Annotated in this window: 18 protein-coding genes; 8 read left to right on the top strand and 10 right to left on the bottom strand. The window is 66.5% G+C overall.

All coding sequences use genetic code 11. The features are described 5' to 3' along the window. Positions 1 to 73 precede the first annotated feature (73 nt). From dkgB to AC3WMU_RS26035, 6 genes are all read left to right on the top strand, one after another. The gene (dkgB, locus tag AC3WMU_RS26010; RefSeq protein ID WP_280027307.1) at positions 74 to 877 is read left to right on the top strand and encodes a 2,5-didehydrogluconate reductase DkgB; all 804 of its coding nucleotides are present in this window, start codon (positions 74 to 76) and stop codon (positions 875 to 877) included. 12 nt (positions 878 to 889) lie between these two features. Continuing rightward, positions 890 to 1,858, top strand: coding sequence for a TIGR03571 family LLM class oxidoreductase (locus AC3WMU_RS26015; protein WP_492283160.1), 969 nt, complete (start codon positions 890 to 892; stop codon positions 1,856 to 1,858). After that, a complete protein-coding gene (locus tag AC3WMU_RS26020) occupies positions 1,833 to 2,957 on the top strand; it encodes an alkene reductase (RefSeq protein ID WP_006226745.1) in 1,125 nt (374 codons plus the stop codon). Before AC3WMU_RS26015 ends, AC3WMU_RS26020 begins: the two co-directional genes overlap by 26 nt. Continuing rightward, positions 2,954 to 3,847 (top strand): NAD-dependent epimerase/dehydratase family protein, encoded by an 894-nt coding sequence (locus AC3WMU_RS26025; RefSeq protein ID WP_492283161.1) that lies wholly within the window; start codon positions 2,954 to 2,956, stop codon positions 3,845 to 3,847. Before AC3WMU_RS26020 ends, AC3WMU_RS26025 begins: the two co-directional genes overlap by 4 nt. Positions 3,848 to 4,018: 171 nt before the next feature. Beyond that, complete coding sequence (locus AC3WMU_RS26030) at positions 4,019 to 5,326, top strand: chloride channel protein (RefSeq protein WP_492283162.1); 1,308 nt, start codon at positions 4,019 to 4,021, stop codon at positions 5,324 to 5,326. A 7-nt stretch (positions 5,327 to 5,333) separates the two neighbouring features. After that, positions 5,334 to 7,604 (top strand): FdhF/YdeP family oxidoreductase, encoded by a 2,271-nt coding sequence (locus AC3WMU_RS26035; protein WP_492283257.1) that lies wholly within the window; start codon positions 5,334 to 5,336, stop codon positions 7,602 to 7,604. A gap of 19 nt (positions 7,605 to 7,623) precedes the next feature. Here the strand turns inward: AC3WMU_RS26035 and AC3WMU_RS26040 are convergent, their stop codons facing one another. Further along, positions 7,624 to 8,400 (bottom strand): fused MFS/spermidine synthase, encoded by a 777-nt coding sequence (locus AC3WMU_RS26040; RefSeq protein WP_492283163.1) that lies wholly within the window; start codon positions 8,398 to 8,400, stop codon positions 7,624 to 7,626. 185 nt (positions 8,401 to 8,585) lie between these two features. Here AC3WMU_RS26040 and AC3WMU_RS26045 point away from each other — a divergent pair, with 185 nt between their 5' ends. Continuing rightward, positions 8,586 to 14,759, top strand: a complete 6,174-nt coding sequence (locus AC3WMU_RS26045) for an autotransporter outer membrane beta-barrel domain-containing protein (protein ID WP_006226740.1) — start codon at positions 8,586 to 8,588, stop codon at positions 14,757 to 14,759. A gap of 23 nt (positions 14,760 to 14,782) precedes the next feature. On the opposite strand, the gene AC3WMU_RS26050 is transcribed toward AC3WMU_RS26045, so the two are convergent. The 6 genes from AC3WMU_RS26050 to AC3WMU_RS26075 form a co-directional block, all read right to left on the bottom strand. Beyond that, complete coding sequence (locus AC3WMU_RS26050) at positions 14,783 to 16,303, bottom strand: serine hydrolase (RefSeq protein WP_006226739.1); 1,521 nt, start codon at positions 16,301 to 16,303, stop codon at positions 14,783 to 14,785. Positions 16,304 to 16,367: 64 nt separating this feature from the next. After that, on the bottom strand, positions 16,368 to 17,537 hold the full coding sequence (locus AC3WMU_RS26055; RefSeq protein WP_006226738.1) for a hypothetical protein: 1,170 nt from the start codon (positions 17,535 to 17,537) through the stop codon (positions 16,368 to 16,370). A gap of 23 nt (positions 17,538 to 17,560) precedes the next feature. Beyond that, the gene (gene ampH / locus AC3WMU_RS26060) at positions 17,561 to 18,706 is read right to left on the bottom strand and encodes a D-alanyl-D-alanine-carboxypeptidase/endopeptidase AmpH (RefSeq protein ID WP_280027298.1); all 1,146 of its coding nucleotides are present in this window, start codon (positions 18,704 to 18,706) and stop codon (positions 17,561 to 17,563) included. A gap of 140 nt (positions 18,707 to 18,846) precedes the next feature. Continuing rightward, complete coding sequence (locus AC3WMU_RS26065; protein WP_488703428.1) at positions 18,847 to 19,764, bottom strand: GAF domain-containing DNA-binding protein; 918 nt, start codon at positions 19,762 to 19,764, stop codon at positions 18,847 to 18,849. A gap of 220 nt (positions 19,765 to 19,984) precedes the next feature. Further along, entirely contained in the window at positions 19,985 to 20,452 is a 468-nt protein-coding gene (locus AC3WMU_RS26070; RefSeq protein ID WP_006226734.1) for a bleomycin resistance protein, read from the bottom strand. A 26-nt stretch (positions 20,453 to 20,478) separates the two neighbouring features. Next, positions 20,479 to 21,435, bottom strand: coding sequence for an AraC family transcriptional regulator (locus AC3WMU_RS26075; protein ID WP_427939786.1), 957 nt, complete (start codon positions 21,433 to 21,435; stop codon positions 20,479 to 20,481). Between the two features lie 100 nt (positions 21,436 to 21,535). Here AC3WMU_RS26075 and AC3WMU_RS26080 point away from each other — a divergent pair, with 100 nt between their 5' ends. After that, the gene (locus AC3WMU_RS26080) at positions 21,536 to 22,786 is read left to right on the top strand and encodes an MFS transporter (RefSeq protein ID WP_424625665.1); all 1,251 of its coding nucleotides are present in this window, start codon (positions 21,536 to 21,538) and stop codon (positions 22,784 to 22,786) included. Positions 22,787 to 22,804: 18 nt separating this feature from the next. Here the strand turns inward: AC3WMU_RS26080 and AC3WMU_RS26085 are convergent, their stop codons facing one another. Genes AC3WMU_RS26085 through AC3WMU_RS26095 form a run of 3 tightly spaced genes read right to left on the bottom strand, consistent with a single transcriptional unit; the run spans position 22,805 to position 26,967 of the window. Next, on the bottom strand, positions 22,805 to 23,995 hold the full coding sequence (locus AC3WMU_RS26085) for a pectate lyase family protein (protein ID WP_424625666.1): 1,191 nt from the start codon (positions 23,993 to 23,995) through the stop codon (positions 22,805 to 22,807). 28 nt (positions 23,996 to 24,023) lie between these two features. Next, positions 24,024 to 25,925 (bottom strand): Vi polysaccharide transport protein VexE, encoded by a 1,902-nt coding sequence (locus AC3WMU_RS26090; protein ID WP_492283164.1) that lies wholly within the window; start codon positions 25,923 to 25,925, stop codon positions 24,024 to 24,026. Further along, on the bottom strand, positions 25,918 to 26,967 hold the full coding sequence (locus AC3WMU_RS26095; RefSeq protein WP_427957440.1) for a KpsE/RkpR family capsule polysaccharide export protein: 1,050 nt from the start codon (positions 26,965 to 26,967) through the stop codon (positions 25,918 to 25,920). The genes AC3WMU_RS26090 and AC3WMU_RS26095 overlap by 8 nt, the downstream gene beginning before the upstream one ends. Positions 26,968 to 26,994 lie beyond the last annotated feature (27 nt).

Raw genomic sequence — 26,994 nt, forward strand, 5'->3', positions numbered from 1 at the left:
GTATCGCGCGGGCACACTAGCTGCATTCCCGGGCAACACCGTCCGGCCCCGCATACCCACCATGGAGTTTTACATGAGCATTCCCGCATTTGGCGTCGGCACGTTCCGCCTGCAAGGCCAGGTTGTCATCGATTCGGTGCGCAACGCGCTGGACGTCGGCTACCGCGCCATCGATACCGCGCAGATCTACGAGAACGAAGCCGAGGTCGGCCAAGCCATCGCCGAGTCCGGCGTGGCCCGCGAAGACCTGTTCGTCACCACCAAGATCTGGGTGCCCAACTATGCCCAGGGCAAGCTCGTGCCCAGCCTGCAAGACAGCCTGGCCAAGCTGCGTACCGACTACGTCGACCTGACCCTGATTCACTGGCCGGCACCGGGCAATGGCGTGACCGTTGCGGAATTCATGACCGCGCTGGCTGAAGCCAAGGCCCAAGGCCTGACCCGGCAGATCGGCATTTCCAATTTCCCCATCGCCGAAACCCGCGCCGCCATCGCCGCCGTGGGCCGCGACGCGATCGCCACCAACCAGATCGAGCTCAGCCCTTACCTGCAGAACGCCGCGCTGACCGCCTTCCTGAAAGAGCAGGGCATCCACGTCACGTCCTACATGACGCTGGCCTACGGCAAGGTGCTGAAAGACCCCGTGATCAGCCAGATCGCCGAACGCCATGACGCCACGCCTGCGCAAGTCGCGCTGGCCTGGGCGCTGCAACTGGGCTATTCCGTGATCCCGTCGTCGACCAAACGCGAGAACCTGGCCAGCAACCTGCTTGCCCAGCAACTGCGGCTGACGGCGGATGACATGGCCGCGATCGCCGCGCTGGAACGCAACGGCCGCGAAGTCAGCCCGGAAGGCCTGGCCGCCGCCTGGGACTAAGAGGAAATCGCCATGACGACCGCATTGGACACCTTGACGGCGGGCGGCTTCAGCATCGGTCTTGAAGCCCCGCTGGACCATGACTGGACCCCCGCCGGCGAGGCGTCCCGGCGGCAGTCTGGCCGCCTGCCCGGCGAGCCGGATCTGCAGCAGCATGCGGATCTGGCGCGCCTGGCCGACCATCTGGGCTTTCGCGCGCTGTGGGTGCGCGATGTGCCCGTGTACGACCCCAACTTCGGCGACGCCGCCCAGGTCTTCGAAATCTTCAGCTACCTGGGGTATTTGGCAGGCATCACGCGCGACATCCTGCTGGGCACGGCGGCCGTGGTGCTGCCGCTGCGCGAACCGTTGCTGACGCTCAAGTCTGCCTCCACCCTCCAGCACCTGAGCGGCAACCGCCTGCTGCTGGGGGTAGCCAGCGGCGACCGTCCGGTGGAGTACCCGCTGTTCGGCCGCGACTTCGCGTCGCGCGGCGCGGCGTTCCGCGAGCAGATCGCCTTGCTGCGCGACAACGCGCGCGCTCAGTTGCCGCCGGGCCTGGCCATGCTGCCCCGCCCGCCGTCGCCGCTGCCGCTGCTGGTGGCGGGGCTGGCGCAACAGACGCCGGACTGGATCGGCGCCCACCTGGACGGCTGCCTGGCGTACCCCGGCGCGCCGGACGACCATCTACACCGCGCCGCGGCCTGGCGCCGCGTGGCCGGCGACAAGCCCTACATCAGCTTCATCCATCTGGACCTCGTTGAGGACGCCAACGCGCCGCTGCGCCGGTTCCGTTTCGGCGCCCAGGCCGGCCGCCGCGCATTGATCGAAGAACTACGCGCGCTGCATGCCTCGGGCGTGCACCACATCGGCCTGCACCTGCGCCGCAACACCCGGCCGCTCGCCGAAACGCTGCGCGAAATCGCAGAAGAAGTCCTGCCCCATTTCCATACCGAATCCCCCGAAGAGAGCCTCCATGAAGACACGCGATCCCTTGTTTGAGCCGCTGACGCTGGGTGGCCTGACCCTACCCAACCGCGTCGTGATGCCGCCCATGACCCGCTCGCGCGCCTCCCAGCCGGGCGACGAAGCCAACGCGCTGATGGCGCACTACTACGCCCAGCGCGCCGGCGCCGGGCTGATCGTCAGCGAAGGCACCTATATCTCGCCCATGGGCAAGGGTTATGCGGGCACGCCGGGGCTTTGCACCCCGGCGCAGGTGGCCGGCTGGCGCTGCGTGACCGACGCTGTGCATGCCGCCGGCGGCCGCATCTTCGCGCAGCTGTGGCACGTGGGGCGCCTGAGCCACACCAGCCTGCTGGGCGGCCGCGCGCCCGTGTCCTCGTCCGCAATCCAGGCCGATGGCGTCAACGTCTTCGTCGAGAACGCCGATGGCAGCCCGAGCTTTGTGCAGGCCTCCGTGCCGCGCGCGCTGTCCAAGGCTGAAATCCGCGCCATCGTCGAGGAATACGCCCAAGCCGCGCGCAACGCCATCGTTGCCGGTTTCGACGGCGTGGAACTGCATGCCGCCAACGGCTACCTGGTCAACCAGTTCCTGGACTCGCACGCCAATGTGCGCACCGACGAGTACGGCGGTTCGCTGGAGAACCGCATCCGGTTCCTGGACGAGGTGGCGCGCGCCCTGGTCGACGCCGTGGGCGATCCGTCCCGCGTCGGCATCCGGCTGGCGCCGCTGACCACCCTGAACGGCTGCGTGGATGCGGACCCGGTGACCACCTATACGGCCGCGGCACAACGCCTGGGCGAGATCGGCGTGGGCTACATCCACATCGCCGAGGCCGACTGGGACGATGCGCCGGACATGCCGGCGGCTTTCAAACAGGCGCTGCGCCGCGCTTACCCCGGCGTGCTGATCTACGCCGGCAAGTACACCGCCCTGCGCGCCCGCGATGCGCTGCAAGCCGGCTGGGCCGATCTGATCGCGTTTGGCCGACCGTTCGTCGCCAACCCCGATCTGCCGGAACGGCTGCGCAACGACGAACCGCTGGCCGAGCATGATCGCGCGACCCTCTTCGGCGGCGACGCCCGGGGGCTGACAGACTATCCGGCCTACCCGCACAACCAGGAGCAACCCTCATGAAGATCTTCATCACTGGCGCCAGCGGCTTCATCGGCGGCGCGGTCGCGGCCACCCTGGCAAAGGCCGGCCACGCGGTCAGGGGACTGATCCGCGATCCGTCGCGCGCGGACGAGCTACGCGCCTTCGGTATCGAACCCGTTCTTGGCACGCTGGACGATTCGGCGCTGCTGCAGGAAGAATCCCGTGCGGCCGTTGCCGTCATCAACGCCGCCGACAGCGACCACGGCGGCGCGGTCGACGCCATGCTTGAAGCGTTGCGCGGCAGCGGCAAGCGCTTTATCCACACCAGCGGCTCCAGCCTGGTCGCCGACAACGCCTTGGGCGAACCCTCAGAGGCGCGCTTTGACGAGACCACACCCATCACGCCGGTCCCGGAAAAGGCGGCCCGCATCGCGATCAACGACCGCATCCTGGCCGCAGCACCCGGCGTGCACGGCGTGGTGCTGTGCCATAGCCTGATCTACGGCAACGCGCTGGGACCACGCGCGCAAAGCGTGCAGATCCCGCCGCTGGTCGCGCAGGCGCAAGCCAGCGGCATCGCGCGGCACGTGGGCCGTGGCCTGAACCGCTGGTCGAACGTGCATATCGCAGACGTTGCGGCGCTCTATGTCTTGGCGCTGTCAGAGGCGCCGGCCGGCAGCTTCTACTTTGTCGAGAACGGCGAAGCGTCGTTCAGCGACCTCGTGGGCGCCATCGCCGACCGGCTTGGCCTGGGCGCGGCACAACCCTGGCCTGCCGCCGACGCGATCGCGCGCTGGGGCAAGGACCTGGGCGCCTACGCCCTGGGCTCCAACAGCCGCGTCAGCGCCGACAAGGCGCGCAAGGAACTGGGCTGGACGCCGCAGCACGCCAGCGTGCTCGACTGGATCGAGTGCGAGATGCGGCTCTGAGCTGCCCTCGGACCGTCTGTAAACGGGGCCGGACCATTCCGCCCCCGTCTGTCTGCGTACACGACGCCAACCGGTCCAATCACGTTTCGTTGACAATCTCCTGCATACACTGCCTGCTATAAAACGCCTGCAAGCCTTTGCTGGCGCGGGCCGGACAGGAGTGGTCGAGTGATGAATGAGGGTTCGGCGGACGATCCGCCACGATGGCGTGCGAGATTGTTTATTGCGGTCCTGCTGACCGGGGTCGTGGCCGGCCTGGGCGGCATGTTGCTGGGCATGCTGCTGCACGCGGTGCAGCACCTGGCCTACGGCTACAGCCTGGATCGCATCGTCAGCCACGAGTCCTTTCTGGAAGGCGTCGAAGCCGCTGGCGGCACGCGGCGCCTGCTGGTGCTGATCTTATGCGGGTTGGTCGCTGGCATCGGCTGGTGGCTGATCTACCGCTACGGGCGCCCGCTGGTCAGCGTGACCGAGGCCGTGCGGGATCCCGCCGCCCGCATGCCCGCCAAGACGACGTTGGCGCACGCGACCCTGCAGATCGTCACCGTAGCGCTGGGCTCGCCACTGGGCCGCGAAGTCGCGCCCCGCGAAGTGGGCGCGCTGGCGGCCAGCCGGCTATCGACGCTGTTGCGCCTGCCGCCCGACCAGCATCGCCTGATCGTGGCCTGCGGCGCGGGCGCGGGCCTGGCCGCCGTCTACAACGTGCCGCTGGGCGCCGCGCTCTTCGTGCTGGAAGTGCTGCTCGGCACTTTCGCGTGGCCCGCGGCCACCGCCGCGCTGGCTGCCAGCTGCATTGGCGCCGTCGTGGCCTGGATCGGCCTCGGCGACGAGATCCAGTACGCCCTGCCCGCCATGACGGTCAACGCGGGGCTTATCGCGTGGTCGGTGCTGGCGGGCCCGGTATTCGGCCTTGCGGCCTATGGCTTCGTCCGGCTGACGTCGGCCGCCCGCCGCCATGCCGCGCGCGGCTGGCGCCTGCCCGTGGCTGCGCTCATCAACTTCACCCTTATCGGCTGCCTGGCCATCGCGCTGCCGGCGCTGCTGGGCAACGGCAAGGGCGCCGCCCAATTGGGCTTCAGCAATGAACTGACCATCGGGATGGCGGCCACGCTGCTGGTATTGAAAGTCGCCATCACCAGCAGCTCGCTGCGCGCCGGGGCCTCGGGGGGCCTGCTGACGCCGGGTATCGCCATCGGCGCGCTGCTGGCCGTCGTCCTGGGCGGGCTGTGGAGCCTGGCCTGGCCGGGCGCACCGCTCGGCGCCTACGCCGTCGTCGGTGCGGCGGCGTTCCTCGCGTCCTCCATGAGCATGCCGCTGACGGCCATCGTGCTGATCGCCGAATTCACGCGTGTCGATCAGGGTTTTCTGGTGCCGATCATCCTGGCTGTGGCAGGCTCTACGGCAGCGCACCATTTTTTATCGTCCCGCGCCGCCCGATCCCCGGCGGCCGCCCAGGGGACGACGCGCAGCACCCCTTAAGAGATTAATCATGAAATCACGCAACCTGACCGGTATCCATCGTTACGACGCACCCGCAGGCGGCTGGGGCGCGCTCAAGGCGACCGCCCAGGCGGTGGCCGACCAGATGCGCCTGGCCGAAGCGCCCGTGCTGCTGTTGCGCACCAACAAACCCGACGGCTTCGATTGCCCCGGCTGCGCGTGGCCCGACAAGGCCCACACGTCCACCTTCCAGTTCTGCGAGAACGGCGCGAAAGCGGTCACGTGGGAAGCCACCAAAAAGCGCGTCACGCCGGAATTCTTCGCCGCGCATACGGTGACCGAGTTGCAGACCTGGTCGGACCACGACCTGGAAAACGCCGGCCGCCTGACGCACCCGCTGATCTACGACGCCGCCAGCGACACCTACCAGCCCATCGAATGGGACGCCGCGTTCGCGCGCATCGGCAGCGCCATGGCCAGCGTGCCCGAACCCGACATGGTCGAGTTCTACACGTCGGGCCGCGCCTCGAACGAAGCGGCCTTCCTGTTCAGCCTGTACGCGCGCGAATTCGGCACCAACAACTTCCCGGACTGCTCGAACATGTGCCACGAGGCCACGAGCGTCGGGCTGCCGCAGACGATCGGCTTCGGCAAAGGCACGGTGTCGCTGGACGACTTCGACGCCTGCGACCTGATCATCTCGATGGGACACAACCCCGGCACCAACCATCCGCGCATGATGGGCACCTTGCACGAATGCGCGCGCCGCGGCGTGCCCATCATCGTGTTCAACCCCTTGCGCGAACGGGCGCTCGAGCGCTTCGCCGACCCGCAGAACGCCATTGAAATGGGCACCCTGGGTTCCACACGTATCGCGTCCACCTATTACCAGGTGAAGGTCGGCGGCGACGCGGCCGCGCTCAAAGGCATCATGAAAGCGCTGCTGGCGGCCGACCGCCGCGCGCCCGGCGCAATCGACCACGCGTTCATCGCCGAACACACGAACGGCTTTGACGCCTACATCGAAGACCTGGACAACACGGCATGGGCCGACATCGAACAGGCCTGCGGCCTGACGCAGGCCGACCTTGAACAGGTCGCCGCTGCCTACGCCAACTCCAAAGCCGCCATCGTCACCTACGGGATGGGTATCACCCAACATGCACGCGGCACGCAGAACGTGCAGCAGATTGCCGCGCTGCTGCTGATGCGCGGCAACTTCGGCCGGCCCGGCGCCGGCATCTGCCCCCTGCGCGGACACTCCAATGTGCAAGGCAACCGGACCGTCGGCATTACCGAAAAGATCGATCCGGTGATGTTCGACAACATCGAAAAGACCTTCGGCTTCCGCCCGCCCGAACGCCACGGGCACGACGCGGTCGACGCCATGAAAGCGATGGTCAGCGGCTACACCCGCGTGCTGATCTGCCTGGGCGGCAACCTCGCCATGGCCTTGTCCGACACCAAGCAATGCGAAGCTGGCATGCGCCGGCTGGAACTTGCGGTGCACATGAACACCAAGCTGAACCGGTCGCACCTGATGATCGGGCGCGACGCGATCATCCTGCCGGTGCTGGGCCGCACCGAAAGCGACGTCCAGGCCACCGGCGCCCAGTCCGTCACGGTGGAAGACTCCATGTCCATGGTGCATGCCTCGCGCGGCAAGCTGGCGCCGGCCTCCGAACACCTGCGCTCGGAGCCCGCCATCATCGCCGGCATGGCCGCGGCCACGCTGCCCAATACGCGCGTCCAATGGCATTACCTGGTTGAAGACTACGGCCGCATCCGCGACCTGATCGAAAAGGTCTACCCCGATTTCCAGGGTTACAACGAACGCATCCTGAAGCCGGGTGGTTTCCGCCTGCCGTTGCCGCCCACCGAGCGCATCTGGAAAACGAAGTCGGGCAAGGCCGAATTCCTGCCCTTCAAGGGGTTGCAGGAAGACCCCGGCGCCGTCGAATCGGGCAGCCTGAAACTGACGACGCTGCGCAGCCACGACCAGTACAACACCACCATCTATGGCCTGGACGACCGCTACCGCGGCGTGTTCGGCCGGCGCGACGTGCTGTTCATGAATGCCGCCGACTTGGCGCGGCACGGCCTGGAGCATGGCGATGCGGTCGACATCAGCACCGGCCTGCCCGGCGAATCCCATCGCCGCCTGCGGCTCACCGCCATTGCCTACGACATCGCTCCCGGATCGGTCGGCGCGTACTACCCCGAGGCCAACAACCTTTGCCCGCTGGACTATCAGGACAAGCAAAGCGGCACGCCCAGCTACAAGTCCATCCCGGTCGTGATCAGAAAGGCCGCCTAGCGCACGCGGAGCTCGGGGATTACCTGAGCTCCAGCGTCGCCCCGATCACGCGCAAGGTCGGCATCAGTTGCCGCCAGGCGTCCTTGGCGATGGCGGCGGGGCGCTTGAGCTCGGCGGCGGCCGGGTCGTTCAGCAAATCGCCCTTACAGGCGAAGACGATGCTGTTGGTCATGTCGTCGTCCACCACTTCGAACATCGCGGACCCGAAGGCCGCGCGCACGCGGCCCAGGTAGTCATGGTGCATCGGGTGATTGACGTGGAAGTTGATGACGAGGATGCCGTCATCGCGCAACGCCCGGTGGCAATCTGCATAGAACGCCTCGGAGCACAGCGCATCGGGAATGCCACCCACGCCGAAGCCGTCCAGGAAGATCACGTCGGCGTAGTCCGACAGGCCACGCAGATGCGCCGCCGCATCGGCCTGGATCACCGAAAATCGTGCATCGTCCTGCGGCACCATGAAGGTGTCGCGCAACGCGATGACCGCCGGATCGATCTCGACCACTTCGATCGCCGCCCGGGGCAGATGCCGATAGCAGAACTTCGGCAGCGACCCGCCGCCCAGGCCCACCATCAGGATGCGGCCGGGCTCGGGGTTGAACAGCACGAAGCCCATCATCATCCGCGTGTACTCCAGCTCCAGCGCATCGGGATTGAGCACGGACATGCTGCTCTGGATTTCCTTCTGCGTGAAATGCAGCGTGCGGCGGGTGCCGTGGTTCTGGACGAATGGCCTGTGGATGGCCGCCGGCGCGTCTGGGTGCTGGGCGTCGGCGGAATGCGAAGTATCGGACATGGGCAGGGCGGGTAGAGAAAACAGGCACAAGATACCACCCGGTGCGGGGCAGGGGTCCAGCACGCGTGACAGGCGGCCGGCCGGCACTCGTCATACAGGATGGTTGATTCGTCATCTTGGCCTTGTCCGGCAAGCGCCGAACGGCGATTTTCTTATCTGCCCCGTTTTCACGTCGACGCGCCGCCATGACCTCGCTGCAAGATCTCCCAAAACCGGGCCGCCACGGCCTCCGGTTCCCCTGGCTTGCCGTCCTGCTGCAGGCCGGCTTATCGACGCTGTATGTGTTCGGCCGGCCGGGCTACGCCCAGTCGGAGCCGCTGTCCTACGTCAATCGCGGCGCGGACGGCACCTGCTGCTCTAGCGGCGATTACCCGAACAACGGCCACGACGGCCAATGGGCCCCCTCGGACTTCGTCCACCAGGACAGCAACCAGCGCATCAACGCGACGGCGCCCGGCCAGACCGGCATCCTTATCGATGTCAGCGGCGGCCGTGGCGGCAACGGACGGGATTCCGACCCGAATCATTGGGGCGGCAACGGCGGTGGCGGGCGGATTATCGATTACACCCTGGCGACCAGTTCCGTCACCGCCACGGGCCGCGGCATCGACCTGTATTCGGCCGGCGGCAACGGCGGCCTGTGGGGTAATGCCGACGGGCCGAACGGCGGCTATGGCATCGGCGGCGACGGGCACCGCGCTGGCGTCACGCTGAACAACGCCACCGTCATCGGCACCGGCTTCGGCGTCGCCGTCCAATCCTGGGGCGGCGCGGGGTCCGACAGCGGGATCGTCGGCGGGTTCGGCGGCGCGGACAACGCCGGCCACGGCGGCAGCGCGGGCGACGCGTACGTGACCTTGCAGGGCAGCACATCGATCACCGCGCGCGGCCCCGGGCCCGATGGCGTGAGCGCGGCCGTCGGCCTGATCTCATCGGGCGGCAGCGGTGGCACCGGCTCGCGCAGCGGCGACTTCGGCGGGCACGTCAATGCCGGACGGGGCGGGGACGCGTCGACCATCACGTTCGTATCGTCGGCGGGGTCATCGGTCACCGGCCAGGGCGATGGCGTGTATGGCGTGATCGCCCGTTCCATCGGCGGCAATGCGTCGACTGCGAACGACGTCAATACGCAAGCCGCGGCGGGCGGCAACGCCGGCCAGGTCAACATCACCAACGGCGGCACGATCACCACGACCGGCAACCGCGGAATCGGCGTCTACGCGCTGACGCAAGGCGGCAATGGCGGCAACGGCGGTGACGGCTCGTGGGCAGGCGGCCACAACGGCGCCGCGGGCGGCACGCCTGGCGCCATCACCATCACCAATACCGGAACGATCACAACGGGCGCGACCGGCACCGTCGGTGCAAAAGGCGTCGTGGCCAGCGTGCTGGGCGGCGAGGGAGGGCCTGGCGGTGCCAGCGGCACCTTCGGCCCAGGCGGCAACGGCGGCGCAGGCGCTGTCGCCGGCCAGGCAATCACCATCGCCAACGCGGGGACCATCAGCACCTTCGGCAACGACGCCGCGGCCGTCGTCGCCAATAGCGCGGGCGGCGGCGGCGGGATGGCGTCGTCCAGCAACGGCATCATCGGCGTGGGCGGTGGCCATGGCGGGGCGGGCGGCGCAGGCGGCGGCGTGGCGATGACGAATACCGGCGACATCGACACGTCCGGCGACCACAGCGCCGCCGTGATCCTGCAGAGCATCGGCGGCGGCGGCGGCATTGGCGGTGACGCCAACGCCACCGGCGTCATCGCCACCGTCGCGATCGGCGGCACGGGCGGCGCGGCCGGCAACGGCGGCCTGATCCAGTTCTCATCGCAAGGCAAGATCCTGACTCGCGCGGCCAATGCCGCCGGCGTCGTCCTCCAGAGCATCGGTGGCGGCGGCGGCAGCGGCGGGTCGGCCAATGCCGTGGGCGTCGGCGTCGGGCTGAACGTGACGGTGGCAACCGGCGGCCAGGGCGGCAATGGCGGTTCTGCGGGCACCGTGTCGTTCACGCAAGCCAGCCAGGGCGCGATCACGACGCTGGGCGCGCAGAGCAACGGCGTGCTGGCACAGAGCATCGGTGGTGGCGGCGGCAACGGCGGGGTGGCCAACTCTCGCGCCATCACGATCGCGCCGCAGGTAGGCGACAATCCCAGCGGTACCGTCACGCTGACGGTCTCCAACGGCGGCGCGGGGCAAGGGGCGGGCAACGGCGGCACGGTCGTCTTCGCCAACGATGGGACGATCAGCACAGCCGCCGCGCAGAGCAACGGCGTGGTGGCGCAAAGCATCGGCGGCAGCGGCGGCAACGGCGGCGGCGTCCTGGCGCCTGTCAAGACACCGACCATCGGCAACTCGCTGATCGACCTGCAGTTAAGCGTGCGACATGGCACCCAAGGCGGCAAGGGCGGCAATGGCGGTTGGGTGAATGCGGGCAATTCCGGCACTGGCATCATCGCCACGCTGGGCACGGGCTCGGCCGGCATCGTGGCGCAGAGCATTGGCGGTGGCGGCGGCAACGGCGGCATCGTCCAGGCACAAGACGCCAATTCCTTCAACGACATCCTGGGTTCGCCCGCCAATCTGGCCGGCCTGCTGGACAAGGCGGCCAGTTGGCTGGAGAGCGGTCCGCAAGTGGCGTTCAGCAAAGCCGTCAGCCTGTCCGTGGGCGTGACGACCGGCGGCAATGGCGGCGACGGCGGGGCGGCAAACGCCTTCACCGTCCGCAATGACGGCGCCATTACGACTAAAGGCGATCATGCGCCCGGCATCCTTGCGCAGAGTATCGGCGGCGGCGGCGGCAACGCCGGCATGATCGATTCGGCCGGGGCATCCAGCCTGCTGTCCAGTATCGACGCCCTGATCAAGGCCGCCGAATCGGGTGTGCAGAACGTCTTCACCGTTGCGCTCCCGCAAGCCAACATCACTCACCAGACCGGCGGCAGCGGCGGCGTCGGCGGTTCGGGTGGCGGCACGGCCTCCAGCCCGAGCCTCGTCGTGAACACCGGAACGATCGCCACGCAAGGCAAGGGTTCAGCGGGCATCGTGGCGCAGAGCATCGGCGGCGGCGGTGGCCGCAGCACGGCCAGCGGACAGGACCTGCAAGCGGTCGTGTCCGCCGCGGCTGGCGACACCAGCCCCGAGATCATCGACAAGATCACGCGCATCATCAATATCCTGGGCACCAAAGGCGGCTCGCTGCTGGGCTCCCTCATCAATGTGCGCAATGGCGGCCTGGACGGCGCGAACGGCGCGGGCGGCGTGGTCACGGTCGACGCCAGCGCCTCGAGCAGCCGGATCACCACGCAAGGCTTCCAGGCGCCCGGTATCCTGGCCCAGAGCGTGGGCGGAGGTGGCGGCCTATCGGTCGTCGACCAGCCGCTGTTCCTGTCCAGCGCCACCACCGCGACGATGGCGCTGGGGGTGGCGGGCGACCAAGGTCAAGGCGCCCAGCTGAGCATGGGCGGCGCCGTCAACGTCATCCATGGCGGCACGCTGGGCACCAACGCGGCGGGCTCCGCCGGGATCATCGCGCAAAGCGTCGGCGACGGCGGCGGCCTGGGCACACTTTCCCTGCGCAATGCCAGCCAGGCCGTGCTGACGCAGACTGCCACGCTGGCGATCACGCTTGGCAGCGAGCATCCGACGAACGGCTTCGGAGGATCGAACTTCTCGCTGGTGCCGGGCGGCGCCGTGAACGTCGCCAACAACACCGGCCGCATCGTGACCCAAGGGGCGTTCTCGCCGGGGATACTGGCGCAAAGCGTGGGCGGCGGCGGCGGGGTGGCCACGGTGTCCTCCAGCGCGTCGCTCGGCAGTGTCGACATCCAGCTGGGCAGCATCGCGACCAATACCTTCGGCCCCACGCCTACCACGGTCACCGGTGATGGCGGCAACGTCACCGTCGCCAACACCGGGGGCAGCATCGCCACCTACGGTGCCCTGTCCTTCGGCGTGCTGGCGCAGAGCATCGGCGGCGGCGGCGGCCTGGTCACGATCGACAACGGCGTCACGCCTGTGGCAAACGCCGCGAACGTCACCTTCGGCGCAAACTCGCCGATGCGGGGCGCCGCCGGCACGGTCACCGTCACGCAAGACGTCGGCGGCAGCCTGTACACGGCTGGCACGAATTCGCACGGCATCGTGGCGCAAAGCGTGGGCGGCGGCGGCGGCATCGCGGGGTTGGCCACCCAGCCCGGTCTGACGACGCTAAAGCCTGTGGCGTCTTCCACCGAAGATGGCGACGGCAACACCGTCAACCTGAGCATCCAGGGCACGGTCGCAACGTCGGGCAATGGCGCCGCCGGCATCCTGGCGCAAAGCGTGGGTGGCGGCGGCGGCTTGGCCGGCGACCAGTCCTCGGCGCTTTACACGACCAGCCTCATCCAGAGCGCCGGACTCACTGGCGGCATCGGCGTCGGCAGTGCCGTCAACGTGACCATCGGCGCAGGAGGCACCGTCCAGACCGCCGGCGCCAACGCACCCGCGATCCTGGCCATGAGCGTGGGCGGTGGTGGCGTCTTCAAGGATGGCACGCTGTACCAATACAGCACGCCCAACAACGCCGTGACGTACGGCGGGCCGGTAACCATCGATATCGGCCAGGCCGCGCACGTGGTCGCGACAGGCGCCAATTCGCCCGCCATCGTGGCCATCAGCAATGGCGCAAACGGCGGCGGCCGCCCGATTACGGTCAACGTGGGTCCGAGCGCGCTGCTCAGCGCCAACAGCACGTCCGGGACGGCCATTCTTGCCGTCGCCCCGTTGGCCAGCACCAGCATCACCAATGCCGGCACCATCCAGGCCAAGACCGCTATCGACACCTCGGGCCAGACCACCGTCAACAACACGGGAACCGTGGCGGGCGATGTGGTGATGGGCAGCGGCAGCACCTTCAACAACCAGGCCGGCGCCAGCCTGTACAGCGGCGCGCGCTTCCAGGGCGACTTGAACAACGCCGGCATTCTTAATCCTGGCGGGCCGGGCGTCTATACGGCGACGCGCATCACCGGCGCGCTGAACAACACGGGCACCTACCGGCCAGACCTGGACTTCGGCGGCCACAACAGCGATTTCATTTCCGTGTCGGGCGCATCGACCTTCGCAGGTACCGTCAAGCCGGTGTTGCGCAACCCCGTGAAGAACGTCTGGCTGGGCATCGGCCATTTCGATGCGCCGCAAACCAGCGTCCCGGCCACCGCCAGCGACAGCCCGCTGTTCCAGTATGCGATCAAGAACAACGGCGCCGGCGCCTTGCGTGACCCGCTGATTTCCGTCGACGCCAATTTCACGCCGTCGGCGCTGCCGATCAGCGCAGACCGCATCAGCATCGCGAACTCGCTGCAAGGGCTGTGGAACCAGGGCAATAGAAACACCGCGTCCCTGTTCGACAAATTCACCGGCATCCAGACGGCCGAACAATACCGCGACGCGCTGAACGGCGTCGCGCACGACGGGCAATTCGCCCGCGCCTCCAATCAGATGCATGCGTCGTACGCCTCGATGAACCGCATGATGAGCTGCCCGGGCTTTGTCGGCGAAAGCACGATCCTGCGCGAAGGCAATTGCGTGTGGTCGCGCCTGGACACGAACTGGACGCAGCGCGAAGGCACCTCGAATGACCAGGGGTATCGCATCCGGCAGACGGCGCTGACCCTTGGCGCACAGCGCGAGGTCGCCACCAACTGGTTCCTGGGGGGATCGCTCAGCTATACCTACGGCAAGACCACGTCGTCCTCCGACCTGTCCGGCAACAGCGACACCTTTGCCGGCGGCCTGGCCCTGAAGTACAACAACGCGCCGTGGCAGATCGCGCTCGCCGTGCATGGCGGCGTCGAGAAAGGCAGAATGTCGCGCGGGACGCTGGACGGCGTCGCCAAGAGCAAGCCCGATTCGTCCTTTCTTGCGGCGCGGTGGCGCACCGCCTATGAATTCAGCCAGCCGTCCTGGTACCTGCGCCCGTACGTGGATGTGGACGTGAACCACATCCGCCAGGACGGCTATCGAGAACAAGGCCCCAGCGTATTCAACCTGAAGGTACGCGGCAACGACACGACGTCGCTCATGATCTCTCCCATGATCGAAATCGGCGGGCGCCATGACCTGGACAACGGCTCGACCTTGCGATCCTATGCGGCCGCCGGGATGAGCTTTTTGAGTGGCGGCGACGTGGTGACGACCATGCAGCTAAGCGGGTTCAACACGACGCCGTTCTCGTTGAAGTCCGGCATGCCGAAAACCTACGGCAACCTGTCGGCCGGCCTGGAATACGTCACGCTCAAGGGCATGGAACTGAAGACGGAATACGCGCTGCGCGGCAACGGGCAATACCGTGACCAGTCGCTGACGCTGCGCGCCGCCTACCGCTTTTGACCGGACGGCAGGCGGGGCCGCGGCTACTTTCGGGTCCAGCGCCCCAAGCCGTTGTCGTCGTAGAACTTGATGTCGAAGCCGCTAGCCTTGCCCTGATCCGTCTTGAAGACGATGGACGCCAGCGAGTCGACCAGGTCCGCTTCGCCGGCCGGCGCGAAGGCGAAGGTATCGCCATCCCAGTGCTTGACCGGAAAACGCATGCCCTTGGGCCCCAGCACCAGGACCAGGCCGCCATCGGCTTGCTGGATATCGGCGGTGCCGTAGTACGGGTTTTCGAAGCGGCCCACGTACGCCGTCAATGCCTTCGCTGGCGCAGGTTTGGCGGGCCTGGCCTGTGCGGAAAGATCCGCTTGCGGTTCGAAGAAGCCCTTCATCGCGCCGTTATAGGCCGCGAACCAGTCGCGCGTCGGCTTGCCGTACAACGCCGTGTCGATGAACGACGCCGCAACGGATTCGGCCGCCCCCACGGGCGCGCCGTTCGTCAGCACCACGATGCCGATGCCGGCGGACGGCACGATCCTGAACGTCGTGCCCGTGCCCATCAGGAAGGCGCCCGAATGCCCCATGGACGGCCTCCCGCCCAACTCGGTGTTGACGTTGAAGCCATAGCCGTAAAAACCGGAACGCGAATTCAGGTCGTGCGCCCGCGCGGAAAAGGCTTGGGCGGTCAGCGCGGGCAGCAGGGCGCCGGCGGCGATCATCGGCTTGCCTTGATACTGGCCATCGGCAAGCAGCAGCTTGATCCATTGCGCCATATCGACCACCGTCGATGACGCGCCGCCGGCGGGCGCCTGTTGATCTGCGTCGCGCTGCCCCAGCGGCACGAACACGCCCTTCTGGTAGCCGTGCAGCACGGCGCGGTTGTCGCGCGCCATGAAATCGCTGAACCGATAGCTCGTCGCCGTCATCCCCAGCGGTTTGAACAGCAAATCATCGGCCAGCCCGTCCCAGGGGCGGCCCGCGGCGCGTGCCACGGCCTCGGCGCCGATCGTCGTGCTGAAGTTCGCGTAGTGATAGGAGGTCCGGAAGGCGTCCAGCGGCAAAAGGCGCAGGCGGGCAATGACGTCGCTGCGCGTAAAGCCCAGGTCTTCAAGGTCGTCGCCGGCCGTGCCCGGCAAGCCAGATCGATGCGCGAAGAAATCCCCGATGGTGGCGTGCTCCGACACATAGGCATTGCTCAGCCTGAAGTCCGGCAGATACCGCGCGACCGGGGCGTCCCAGGCCACGGTGCCCTTGGACACTTCAATCGCCGCCACCGTCGCCGACAGCGATTTGGAGATCGAGGCGATCTGGAATACGGTCTGCGCATCCACGGGCGCATCCTTGCCCGCCTCGCGCGTGCCGTAGCCTTGCGCCAGCACCGTCTTGCCGTCGATGACGACGGCGACGGCCATGCCGGGCACCTGGCTGCGCTTCATGATGTCTTCGACGATGCGAGGCAGGTCTTCGACCGCGCGCTCCTTGCTGCCCTTCGGGATCGCGACGGCGTCGGCCGGCGGATTCGGCGCGCTTTCAATGGCCACCGGCTGCGACCACGCCGTCATGGATGCGCCAAGCGCCAGAACGCATGCGCCGGCAATAAGTGATGGTTTGCTTGTCATGGTTCCCTCAGAATCCCGCTTGATAAGCGATGCGAAAAACACCCTGGTTGATGCGTGTGGTCTGGTCGCGCTGATGCGTCAGCCCCGCCTGCACGATGAAGCCGATCGGCGTCACGTAAGTGACCGCGCCTGAAAGCGCCCAATCCACGTCATCCTTGAGTCCGAACTGCGCCAGCTTCTGTTCGCTGCCCGATAGTTTGCGCACGGCGGCGGTCGCGGTCAGCTGCCAGCGGTCGCGCGAGAACGAGAGCGACGTCACGCCATTGCCGTTGGACACCGGCGCGCCCCGGAAGGCGCTGGAAAACGTCGCCTCGTTGAACCAGCCGAGGTTCCATGAATTGCCCAGGGGCGCGTCGTAGCGCAGCCGCGCAGACACCGTGTTGGCGCTTTCGCCCTGGTTCGGGTCCAGGTGCAGGCGGCCCGCATCCACCCCGCCCGACAAGCGCTCCAGCCCGGGCAGATCACGAAAATCGTATGACAGGATGAACGACTTCATCTGGTCGCTGAACGCGGGCGGCTGGTCCGGCCGGATGAAACCATCGTCCAGGCTCAGCCGGTGGTTCAAGCCGGTGTCGTCGTGCTTGAACAGCACTGCGGCGACCGAGTGCGTTCCCTGGCCTGCCGTATCGAAGGTATAGCGTCCGCCCACGCCGATCGATCCGCGGAACTCCGAGTTCTCGTTGAAGCCGCTATACAGGCCATCGATGACGTGCCAGGCGTCGCCGAAGCCCAGGTCCATCTTCCCGCCATACAGCGCGTAGTTGTCGGCGGTGTAGGCGGCAAACAGGTTATCCAGATCCGCGCCCAGGTCGGAAAACGCGTTGTCTTTCGTTTCGTTGGTCGACGAGTTGAACGTCGCCTTCGTGCGGATCGAGAATTCCCGCGTCAGCTGCAAGACCAGCGCGGCTTCCGCTGTCGGCTGCACGCTGCTCCAATGCGAACGCGGAATCTGGCCGTCGTCGTCCTGGATCCCGAAGAAACCGGTGTAACCCGTCATCAGCAGAAAACGGCCGTTCAAACGGGGATACGTGTCTTGTCCGTCGCCCAATTCGCTATAGGGCGTGAGAAAGATCTCCGTCTTGAAGATGTCCCTGGCCTCTTGCGCCGACGCGCCTTGCACGACGCATGCCGCCAAGACCGCGGCGCTGCAGAGCGATAGTCCGATACGCTTGCCCATGGCCGTCCACAAGCCTGACCCGATCACCGCGCCAGCTCGGCCGCCAGTTCGCGTACCTGGGAATGGATGTTGCCGAACATCGCGAAGTTCACGCGGCTGGCCACGACAAACACGCCCAGGTCACGGTTTGGCGACAACACGGCATAGCTCATGAAGCCGCCCAGGCCACCGCTCTTGCCCAGCAGCAGCGGCGAGCCGTTGCGCGGCAGCGTCACCACCCAGCCCAGTCCCATGCCGTCGGCGTCCGTCACTTCGGTGCCCACGACGGACTTCAGCCCGTCATACGGCAGCCACATCACATGGTCCAGCGCGAACGCCTCCTGCGCCTGCTTGGCGCCGTCCAGATGCCAACGCATCCAGCGCGCCATGTCCGAGGCTGTGGAATAGATGCCCGCGCTGGCGTACATCACGTCGGGCACCGTGGCGTTCGGGTCCGGCTTGCCGAACGGATCCAGGCCCGTCATCAGCCGCTTCTTTTGCGCGTCGTTCAGCACATTGGTGGTATCGGCCAGGCCCGCAGGCTTGATGACCTCGTTGGCCAGCACCGTCGAATAGTCCGCTCCCCCCGCCTTCGCCAGCGCATCGCCCAGCAGGCCAAAGCCCAGGTTCGAATAGAGCGTGGTGGTGCCGGGCACGTAGGCCGGCTTGTTGCCGCCGATCCATTTCCAGTAATAGGCGCGATCGAAGGCGGCGAAAGGGTTATCGGACGGCTTGGCGTCCGGGTCAGGCAATTCGCGCGGCAAGCCGGCCGAATGCGTGGCCAGGTCCAGCAGCGTGATCGGGCGGCCATTCGTCTCGACGCGGGCATTGTCGGGCGCGTATTTCGCCAGCGGATCGGTCAGTTTCAGCTTGCCCTTGGCGGCCAGCGAGGCCAGCACGTCTGCGGCGAAGACCTTCGACACCGACGCGATCCTGAAGATGGAATTCGCGTCCGGTTCGACGCCATTGCCGGGCGCCGTCTCGCCATACCCCTGGATCACGACCTGGTCGCCGCGCACCACGGCGATGATCACGGCGGGTGCGCCCGAGTTCAGGTAAAGCTGCATGCCGGCCATGGACACGGCATCCTGCAGGGCCAGGTCGGTCGCCCGCGCCGGGGACGCGCCCAGCATGCAGGCAGCCGACAACGCCAGAAGGGTAAAGCGGGAAAAAAGGCGGGAGGCCAGCATGCCGGTTCTCTCAGGGTGGCTCGCGGAACGGGGATTGCGCCGCATGCGAGATGATCCCAAGAACTGGGCGAACGGTCGCGCCCGCCAGGACGAAACAACATGCCGGCATGACGAATGACATGAAAGGGGGACCGCCGCCCTCAGATCCCCATGCGCTCGCGCAGCAGCTTGCGGTACGACCGCGACACCGGCCAGTTGCTGTCCACCGCGCGCATCCGGATCAGCCATTTGTCCACGCTGCGGCGGTCCACGTCCATGACATGCAATGCGTTTGCAATGGCGGTCCGGTGCACGCGGAAGAACGTCTTCTCGGGCAGCAAGGTCGACCACATGCCCAGCGCGCGGGAGTCCAGCACCATCGACCCGTCCTCAAGCCAGATCTCGCTGTAGTTTCCCGCCGAGCGCACGCCCACGATCGCCTCGGGCTGCACGCCTCGCACCACGCCGCGCATGCTCAGATAGATGACCGCCGTCGACCGTTCATAGTGCGCCGTCCGGCTGTGGTCCCGGCTGTTTGCGTACTTGGCCTGGCCGATCAGGTTGGCGCATTGGAACAGGGCCTGGACCTCGTCGGGCGACCAGGTCCTGTGCTTGACTGTGGTGTCGAAACCGATGATCCCGTAGAGCTTCTTCTCATGGAAGATGGGCACGCTCAGCACGCTCTTGTTGCCCTGGCGCTGGAACTCCACCTGGATCGCCCGCGCGGTCCGCGGCAGGTCGTTCACGTCGTGGATAGCCACGGCCTGGCCTTTCATCATGAACCGGTGCAGCCAGGCGATCAGCGTGGTCGGCACGTCCTGAAGCTCGGCCACGAACGGCTGCGTCTGGCCGCGGCACCACTCATGGGTATTGCGCAGGCGCAGCAGGTCGGGCCGGTATTCGATCATCCAGGACCGGTCCACGTCCGAGGTCTCGCCCATGAACGCCAGCAACTCCGATATCGCATCATCGGCCGGGCATTTCAGCAGGCTCATCGCGCAGTGGTACACCCAGTCCGACGACGGACTGGGTTCAAGTACGGTTGCGTCGTGCGTCTTGTACTGACCAGCATCCTTCACGTGCAATTCCCCCGGCGGCCGGATCGAGCATCGTCCAGGCGCTGGCTGCGCCGCGCGCCAAGCGGGGATTTTCCTCCCGGTAACGGGAAATGACAAGAACGCTGGAAAGTCCTGCCCGACCCAGGGGGCCGAGGTTACAAACTATCGTTTGTAAAACGCGAATACAGCCTGGCATTTGTATACCGGGCCGACCCCTCACGCCGCCCCGTCGACGCCGGTGTCACAGGGCAACGGGCTCCGGCGCCCCCTCCGCCGCAAACCGCAGCAGATAACCGTCCGGATCCTGCACCAGGAATTCCTTGCACGACGACCAGCCTGCACCGACCCGGTAGCGCTTTTCCTCGATGGGGCGAAAGAGCGGCCACTGGGCTTCGGTCAGCGCTTGCACGATGGGTTCCACGCGGTCCACCTGCATCTGGAAATTGATGCCGCGCCCAAAGGGGCGTTCAAGCGGGGCCGTGTCCCATTCATGGTTGAGTTCGCAGAGCATGATCTGAAGCGGACCGCGCTCCAGATACGCGAAACCGGCCTCGCGCCGCGCATAGGCGATCTCGAAGCCGAGCAGCCCGCACCAGAAATCAAGGCTGGCTTCCAGACGGGTGACGTCCAGTTCCGGCACCATGGCCGCGAAGCCGCCCGTGGGAGCACGTCCTTCGGAAGATGCGCCGTTGCGTTCTTGTTGATCCATTTCGCATGTCCTGTTTTGTTGGCAGGTCACCGCAGCTGTCGACTTGCGCCAGGCGGCAGACCGGTAATGCGCTTGAAAGCGCGGCTGAAGGCCGCTTGGGACGTATAGCCCAGTTGCTGGGCCACGACTTCGATCGAAAGCCTGTCTTGGGTAAGCCACTGGCTGGCAAGGCGCATCCTCAGCTCCGTGGCGTATCGTAAGGGCGGCGTGCCGATCGTTGCCTGGAAGCGGTCCGCAAAGACGGACCGCGAGATATGGCATTCCTCTGCCAGCTCTGCCACCGTCCAATCGCGTCCTGGCTGCCGATGCAGCGCCAGGATGGCCCGGGCCAGCCGGGGGTCGCGCAAGGCGGCCACCAGACCCGAAGCATTGTCACAGCCACACTCGACCCAACCGCGCACGATCATGGCGGCCACCACTTCGGCCAGGCGGGCCAGAATGCCCGCGAACCCCACCCGCCCGGAGCAGATTTCCCCTTTCATGGAAGTCAGGATGGGCATCAGGCCGGGATAGCGCTCGCCGGCCGCATCCACCTGCATGACACCGGGCATCAGCTTGCCAAGACCCTGCATGCCGCCCAGGTCGAATTCCATGCAGCCGTAAAACAGGATGACGCTGGGAATGGGATGCGTGCTGGGACACGCATCCACGGCGCTGACCGCATCCCCAAGAGGCGCCGCCACGAAGCTGTCGATATCCTGGACCGGCACGTCCGGCCCGGATAACAGTTGATGCGCGCCACCTTGAGGAATGAACACGGCATTGCCGGCCGACAACTCGTGCAAGCTGCCGTCGGCGGTGCGTAGTACGGCGGTGCCGACCGCCAGGTAATGGAAATAGCCATGCCCGGGCTTGGCCTCGAAGCTCAGGCCGAAGGTCGGCCCGGCCTGGATACGGCGGTACTGGACGCCGCGCAGACGCATGCCGGTCAACAGTTCGCTGATGAGGTCCGAAGAAAGGGAAAAATTGTCCGACGCATCCATTCCAGGAGTTTCGATCAAATATTCAAGACGTACCATCATAGATCATCCTGAAATTCAAACCTAGACTCTGGGCTGAGATTGTTTTCTGGGAAGGAATGTGATGAGTAACTGTATCAGTGACCCCTTGGCCAATACCCCGCGGGGCCATGCGGGCGACGCCGCGCCGACCTCCGCGGCCTGGATGGCGGTGTTCTCGTTGGCGATGGGGGTGTTCGGCCTGTTGACGGCGGAGTACCTTCCGGCCAGCCTGCTGACACCGATGGCCGCCGCCCTGAGCGTGTCGGAAGCCTTAGCCGGACAGGCAGTGACCGTGACGGCCGTCGTGGCGTTGTTTGCCGGATTACTGGTGCCGGGGCTGACGCGGGGCATTGACCGGCGCGTGGTCCTGCTTGGCTTTTCCACGCTGATGATCGCCTCCAACCTGTTGGTCGCCTTGTCCTCCAGCATGTGGGTGCTGCTCACGATGCGGGTGCTGCTGGGCATCGCGCTGGGGGGATTTTGGAGCATGGCCGCTGCCGTCGCGATGCGGCTGGTGCCGCCCGCGCTGCTGCCACGCGCCCTGTCGATCATTTTCAGCGGCATCGCGGTAGGCACCGTGGTGGCCGTGCCCCTTGGCAGTTACCTGGGCGGGAGGTATGGCTGGCGCAGCGCTTTCGTCGCGGCAGCCGCAGTTGGACTGATTACGTTGGCCTTCCAGTGGTTCACGCTGCCGCGGATGGCGCCGCGCCAGCCGGCACGGCTTAGAACGGTTCTGGATGTACTGCTGCGCCCGGGAATCGCCATCGGAATGTTGGGGTGTGTGCTTGCCCATACCGGCCATTTCGCACTCTTCACCTACATCCGGCCGTTCCTGGAAAGCACGACGGGCGTCGGCACGGACGGCCTCGCGTTAATGTTGCTGGGTTTCGGTATCGCGAATTTCGCAGGCACGATGCTGGCCGGGTGGCTGATGCAGCGCAGCCTGCACATGACGTTGGCAATAATGCCTGCGCTGGTGGGCGTGGCCGGGTTGGCCCTGGTGTTGATGCCGGCTTCGTTGGGGGGACAGGCGCTACTGGTGGCGTTCTGGGGCCTGGCCTTCGGCGGCGTGCCCGTGGCATGGTCGAACTGGGTGGCGCGCGCCGTGCCGGATCAGGCGGAAAGCGCGGGCGGAATGGTCGTGGCCTCGGTGCAATCCTCGATCGCAGCCGGTGCGGCTGCCGGCGGCGCGATGTTCAGCTTCAGTGGCATCGCGGGCGTATTCCTCGCTGGCGGCATCTTGATGCTGCTTGCTGCGCTACTGATCGCACTACGGGTCAGCGTCCGGCCCGCGCCGTCCGGGGCCGGGGCAAGCCCGGCACTGCATCTTTGAAGCCAACGCACCCGGCGCTCAGCAGCCCGACCCCACCTTTGTCGCAGGCAACGGCGTATCGCCCGCCGTGTTGCCGGCGAACTTGCGGATTTTCTCGGCCAGTTCCGGCGTGGCGCGCTCATAGCCGTAGCAATATGGCGGCGTCGGCGCCGCCTCGGGCCGGTAGTCCTGCAGTACCGGCTTCGCGTCGCCCAGGTACAGGTTGTCTTTCAAGCGCAAGAACGCCTTGTAGTCGCGCGTATAACCATGCTGCGCCTTCAGTTTTTCGTAGGCGCCGCGGTCGGATTCGCCGTTGTCCAATGCGCTGCGTTTGGACGCGACGGGAATGTAGCGGCAGTAATTCACGTTGATGCCTTCCACCGTGGGGAAGAATGCGGGCTCCACACATTTGCGCTGCGCATCGTTGCTGAAGATGTTCCCTTCGACAAACGCCTTGGCCTCCAGGCTGAAGCTCATGCCATAGAAATCCCAATTCTCCAGCAGGTTGTTGAACAGGTGGAACGTACCGAATTGCCCTCTTGGGTTGCGCTGCACGGTGTTGAAGAAATAGTTGTGGTGCAGCGTCACGCGCGCGATCGAATCGCGGTCGTAGTTCTCGAACAGGTTTTTCGAGGTGATGTTGTTCAGCAGCATCACCTTGTTCGAGTTATGGAACTTCGTCCATGACACCGTGACGTCGGTCGAGCCGTTCTTCACATTGAGCAGGCGGTCGGACATGCGCGACAGGTCAAGGTGGTCGACCCATACGTCGCTGCTGCCGTTGGCCACATTCACGGCCTGGGTCAGCCGCGTCAGGCGCCCGTCGATCGTCAGATGCGTCAGGATGACGTTCTTGCTGCCATACACGCCCAGCCCGTCGTCGATCAACGTGACCTGTTTGCCGCGCCCGTCGATCGTGACGTTCGACGGTACACGCAGCTGCGAGTTCAGCAGGATCGTCATGTCGGACGCAAAGCGAATCCACGTCGGCCCTTTCTTGGCTTGCTCCAGCGCGGCGCGCAGCGTTCCCGGGCCCGTGTCCTGGTCGGACGTGACCTCGACAAACCGGCCTCCCAATCCGCCGGTGGCGCGAGCGCCGTAGCCCTCGCGCTGGGAAAGCAGCGACGCGATGGACGGGCAGTGTTCATCGGGGCTTGCGCACGTTTCATTCGCGGCCGCTGCGCCGCCATGCAATACGGCCAAGGCCAACAGCCAACGCAGCGGCTTCATTGCTGATTTCATCGATGCTTACTCCCTGTCACTGCGCGGACCGGTCCGCGGACTGCACGTGGCGCCAGATTCCCCCGCTCAGGCGCAGGTTCTCCGGCGGGCCGGCCAGGTGTTCGCGAAGCCGTTCGAAATACGCCTTCTGCCAGCGCAGCGAATAGGCCTCGGCGTCCTCGCCCGGCTCCACGGCAGGCAACATTTCCAGCGTATACGCCACGTGGCCATTCTCCCAGCGCGGCGCGTAGAACACCGAGGGCACGCGAAGGCGATGCGCCAGGTGCGACGCGAAGCTGGAGTATGTGACTTCCTGCCCTTCGAAGGTCGTCCGCGGCGCAGCCGGATTCGCCGCGCCGTCGATCGCCAGACACAGCACGTAGCCCGATCCGATCGCGCGCATGCAGGCCTTGGCGACCTGCGCCTCGGTCTGGTCGGCCGTAGAGATCAAAGCCGCGGCATAGCTGCTCTGGGCAATGCTGGGCGCCGTCGCAAGCCAGCGCGAGGGAATGCCCAGCAACTCCAACGCCATGAGCCCGGCATACATGGGGCCGACATGCGCGGTGGCCACCACCACGCCGCGGCCCGCCGCCAGCAGCGGCGCGAAAAAGCGCTCGCCCGTGTCCAGCTCGCCCAACACCTGCATGGCCTCTTCGACGTTGTCCTCGCGGCATTCGAGCCAATCGAACAGAAGATGGTCCACCAGATGACCCCAGCGCGCCCGGCGCTCCCATTGCGCGCGATCGGCATCGGGATCGCCACGCAGCGACCACGCCCAGTCCAGGCGCGCCTGCGGGATCGGGGCGGTATGCAGGCGCTGCTCCAGCTGGTCCAAGGCCTCCTGGAAGGTCTTCGGCAGCGCCATGCCGCGCTTGGCCACATACTGGTCAAACAGCGCTCCGGCCTCCTGCTTGCGGCCCGCCTGCGACAGCGCACCAATGGCCGCTCGCTGCCAAAGCAGCTTGTCTGGGGATTTCTCGACCAGCTTCATCATCTGGTCGGCGGCATCGTCGTACTGCAGCGTATAGCGCAGCGCGCGTGCATACAGGGCCCGCGTCTGCTCCAGCTCGGGCGCCAGATCGATCGCCTGCGCAAGCGGCGCCACCGCTTCCTTGTATCGCCCGGCACGCAGCAAGGTCTCGCCATAGAGCGTCAGCAGCCTGACATCCGCCGGCGCCGCCTTCAGGCCCGCCTCGAAGTGCGCCAGCGCATGCACCTTGCGGTCGTCCTCGGAAGCACGCCGCAGGTGCGACATCCCCAGGGAGGCGCGCAATGCGGCACTATCATGGCCCGCGGCCAATGCCGCGTCGCCAAGCCGGATCGACGCCTCCACCCTGCCGTCTTCAAGCAGGGCGCGCACGGCCATCGTCGCCGCGCGTTCGTTGGGCAGATTGTCTGGCTCCAGCGCCGCGGCAATGCCCGCTGCTTCGGCGGCATCGCCGTTGCGCACGAAGGCAAGCAACCAGAAATACGCTTCGCCTGGGTCGCGCTGCGCCAGGCTGAGCGTCGCGCGCGCGACGTCGGCCGCGTCGGCCACGCGCCCGGCCTGCACACGCAATTGAATCCTTGCGGCATGCAGCGCGGCAGCGTCGGGCTCGATGCGGGCTGCGGCGTCCGCCTCGGCGATGGCGCGGTCCCACTGTTCCGTGCGCCCCAACAGGCTCGCCAGCATGCGGCGATCATCGGCGCGCAAGGGGTAGGCCGCCGCCAGGACTTCAAGCGCGGCAATCGCCGGCGCAAACCTGCCTTCTCGCACGAAGGGAGACACCAGCAAACGCCGAACGTCGCGCCAGCCGTCGCCGACCTGCGCCAGCGCCGGCGCCAGCCGGGCCATGTGTTGTTCCGGATCGGCCGCGGAATGAATGTCCTTGATGATCTCGCGCAGCCGGGCCGTGGCATCGGCCGCGGCACGACGGTTTTCGATCGCCGTATCAACCATGACGCAGCCCCCTCAACAACGCCATCCCCACCCGCGAGATGAACATCAGCACAAAGCCCAATGCCAGCGCTTGCAACAGCAGGATCCCCGTGCGCGGGCTGCTCGGCCGGTCGGTCGGCACCGGTTGCGCGATGATGGACAAATACCGCTGCAACCGCAGCGCGTCCGTCACGGCCTGCTGGTACGTCTGTTGCGCCAACGTCAGGTTCGAATCCGCGAACGCCTGGGTGTTCCTCAGCGTCTCGTAGGACTTGAGCTGCTTCGCTTCGGTATTGCCGTCGCCGCTCAGGCGACGGCGCAATGACGCGATGCGCTTTTGCAGCGCCGCGACCTGCAGCTCAGCAGGTTTGAGCATGAAATGGTCTTTGTTGCCCAGCGCGCGGATCTTGTCCAGATTGATCTGCGCGCTGCTGAGCTCGCCTTCAAGCTGGCTGGACAGGTTCAGCAGCATCGCCACCGTGGCGGACGGATCGATGTTGCCATGCGTGGTGCGCCACGCCGTCAGTGCCTCCCGGGCAGCAAACGCCTTCTGCTCGGCAAGCTTCACCGATTCCTCGCTGACCTTCAATTTGTCGGCGACGCCTTTTTCGTTCATCGAGCTGACGAAGTCCTCGGCCAGGCCGATCAGCGCCTTCGACAGCGTCGCGGCATCCGCAGGCGAGAACGCGCTGACGCGCAACACGTCGATCTGCTCCAGCGCATTGAACGACACCTGCACCGACGCCTGATAGGCGCGATACAGATCGTCTTCGCTCGAGTCTTCGGCAAGATGGTTTACCGGGTCCATGCCCGCACGGATCAGGTATTGGCGTAAACCTACCTTCTTGTCCAGCTGCTGCATGGCGTCGCGCGACTTCAGGAAATCCGCAACCGCCCAGCCGTCGACAAAGCCGCCCAGCATGCCGCCCATGTTGCCCGTGGTGAGCAGGCTTGCCGCGCCGCCTCCGCCGCCTTGCTGGCCCGACCCCGACTGCACGAAGAACCGCGACTCCGCCTCATAGCGCGGCGTCGCGATGCAAAGCACGTAGATCAGTGCGAACACTACCGGCGCAATAACGATGGCCGCATT

This window comes from Achromobacter sp. FW305-C-13 (assembly GCF_058783475.1).

What these genes read in the sequence shown, in the direction of transcription:
- dkgB (WP_280027307.1), top strand. Translation starts at nt 74, where the DNA reads ATGAGCATTCCCGCATTTGGCGTCGGCACGTTCCGCCTGCAAGGCCAG.
- AC3WMU_RS26015 (WP_492283160.1), top strand. Translation starts at nt 890, where the DNA reads ATGACGACCGCATTGGACACCTTGACGGCGGGCGGCTTCAGCATCGGT.
- AC3WMU_RS26020 (WP_006226745.1), top strand. Translation starts at nt 1,833, where the DNA reads ATGAAGACACGCGATCCCTTGTTTGAGCCGCTGACGCTGGGTGGCCTG.
- AC3WMU_RS26025 (WP_492283161.1), top strand. Translation starts at nt 2,954, where the DNA reads ATGAAGATCTTCATCACTGGCGCCAGCGGCTTCATCGGCGGCGCGGTC.
- AC3WMU_RS26030 (WP_492283162.1), top strand. Translation starts at nt 4,019, where the DNA reads ATGAATGAGGGTTCGGCGGACGATCCGCCACGATGGCGTGCGAGATTG.
- AC3WMU_RS26040 (WP_492283163.1), bottom strand. Translation starts at nt 8,400, where the DNA reads ATGTCCGATACTTCGCATTCCGCCGACGCCCAGCACCCAGACGCGCCG.
- AC3WMU_RS26045 (WP_006226740.1), top strand. Translation starts at nt 8,586, where the DNA reads ATGACCTCGCTGCAAGATCTCCCAAAACCGGGCCGCCACGGCCTCCGG.
- AC3WMU_RS26050 (WP_006226739.1), bottom strand. Translation starts at nt 16,303, where the DNA reads ATGACGGCGTGGTCGCAGCCGGTGGCCATTGAAAGCGCGCCGAATCCG.
- AC3WMU_RS26055 (WP_006226738.1), bottom strand. Translation starts at nt 17,537, where the DNA reads ATGGGCAAGCGTATCGGACTATCGCTCTGCAGCGCCGCGGTCTTGGCG.
- ampH (WP_280027298.1), bottom strand. Translation starts at nt 18,706, where the DNA reads ATGCTGGCCTCCCGCCTTTTTTCCCGCTTTACCCTTCTGGCGTTGTCG.
- AC3WMU_RS26070 (WP_006226734.1), bottom strand. Translation starts at nt 20,452, where the DNA reads ATGGATCAACAAGAACGCAACGGCGCATCTTCCGAAGGACGTGCTCCC.
- AC3WMU_RS26075 (WP_427939786.1), bottom strand. Translation starts at nt 21,435, where the DNA reads ATGGATGCGTCGGACAATTTTTCCCTTTCTTCGGACCTCATCAGCGAA.
- AC3WMU_RS26080 (WP_424625665.1), top strand. Translation starts at nt 21,536, where the DNA reads ATGAGTAACTGTATCAGTGACCCCTTGGCCAATACCCCGCGGGGCCAT.
- AC3WMU_RS26085 (WP_424625666.1), bottom strand. Translation starts at nt 23,995, where the DNA reads ATGAAGCCGCTGCGTTGGCTGTTGGCCTTGGCCGTATTGCATGGCGGC.
- AC3WMU_RS26090 (WP_492283164.1), bottom strand. Translation starts at nt 25,925, where the DNA reads ATGGTTGATACGGCGATCGAAAACCGTCGTGCCGCGGCCGATGCCACG.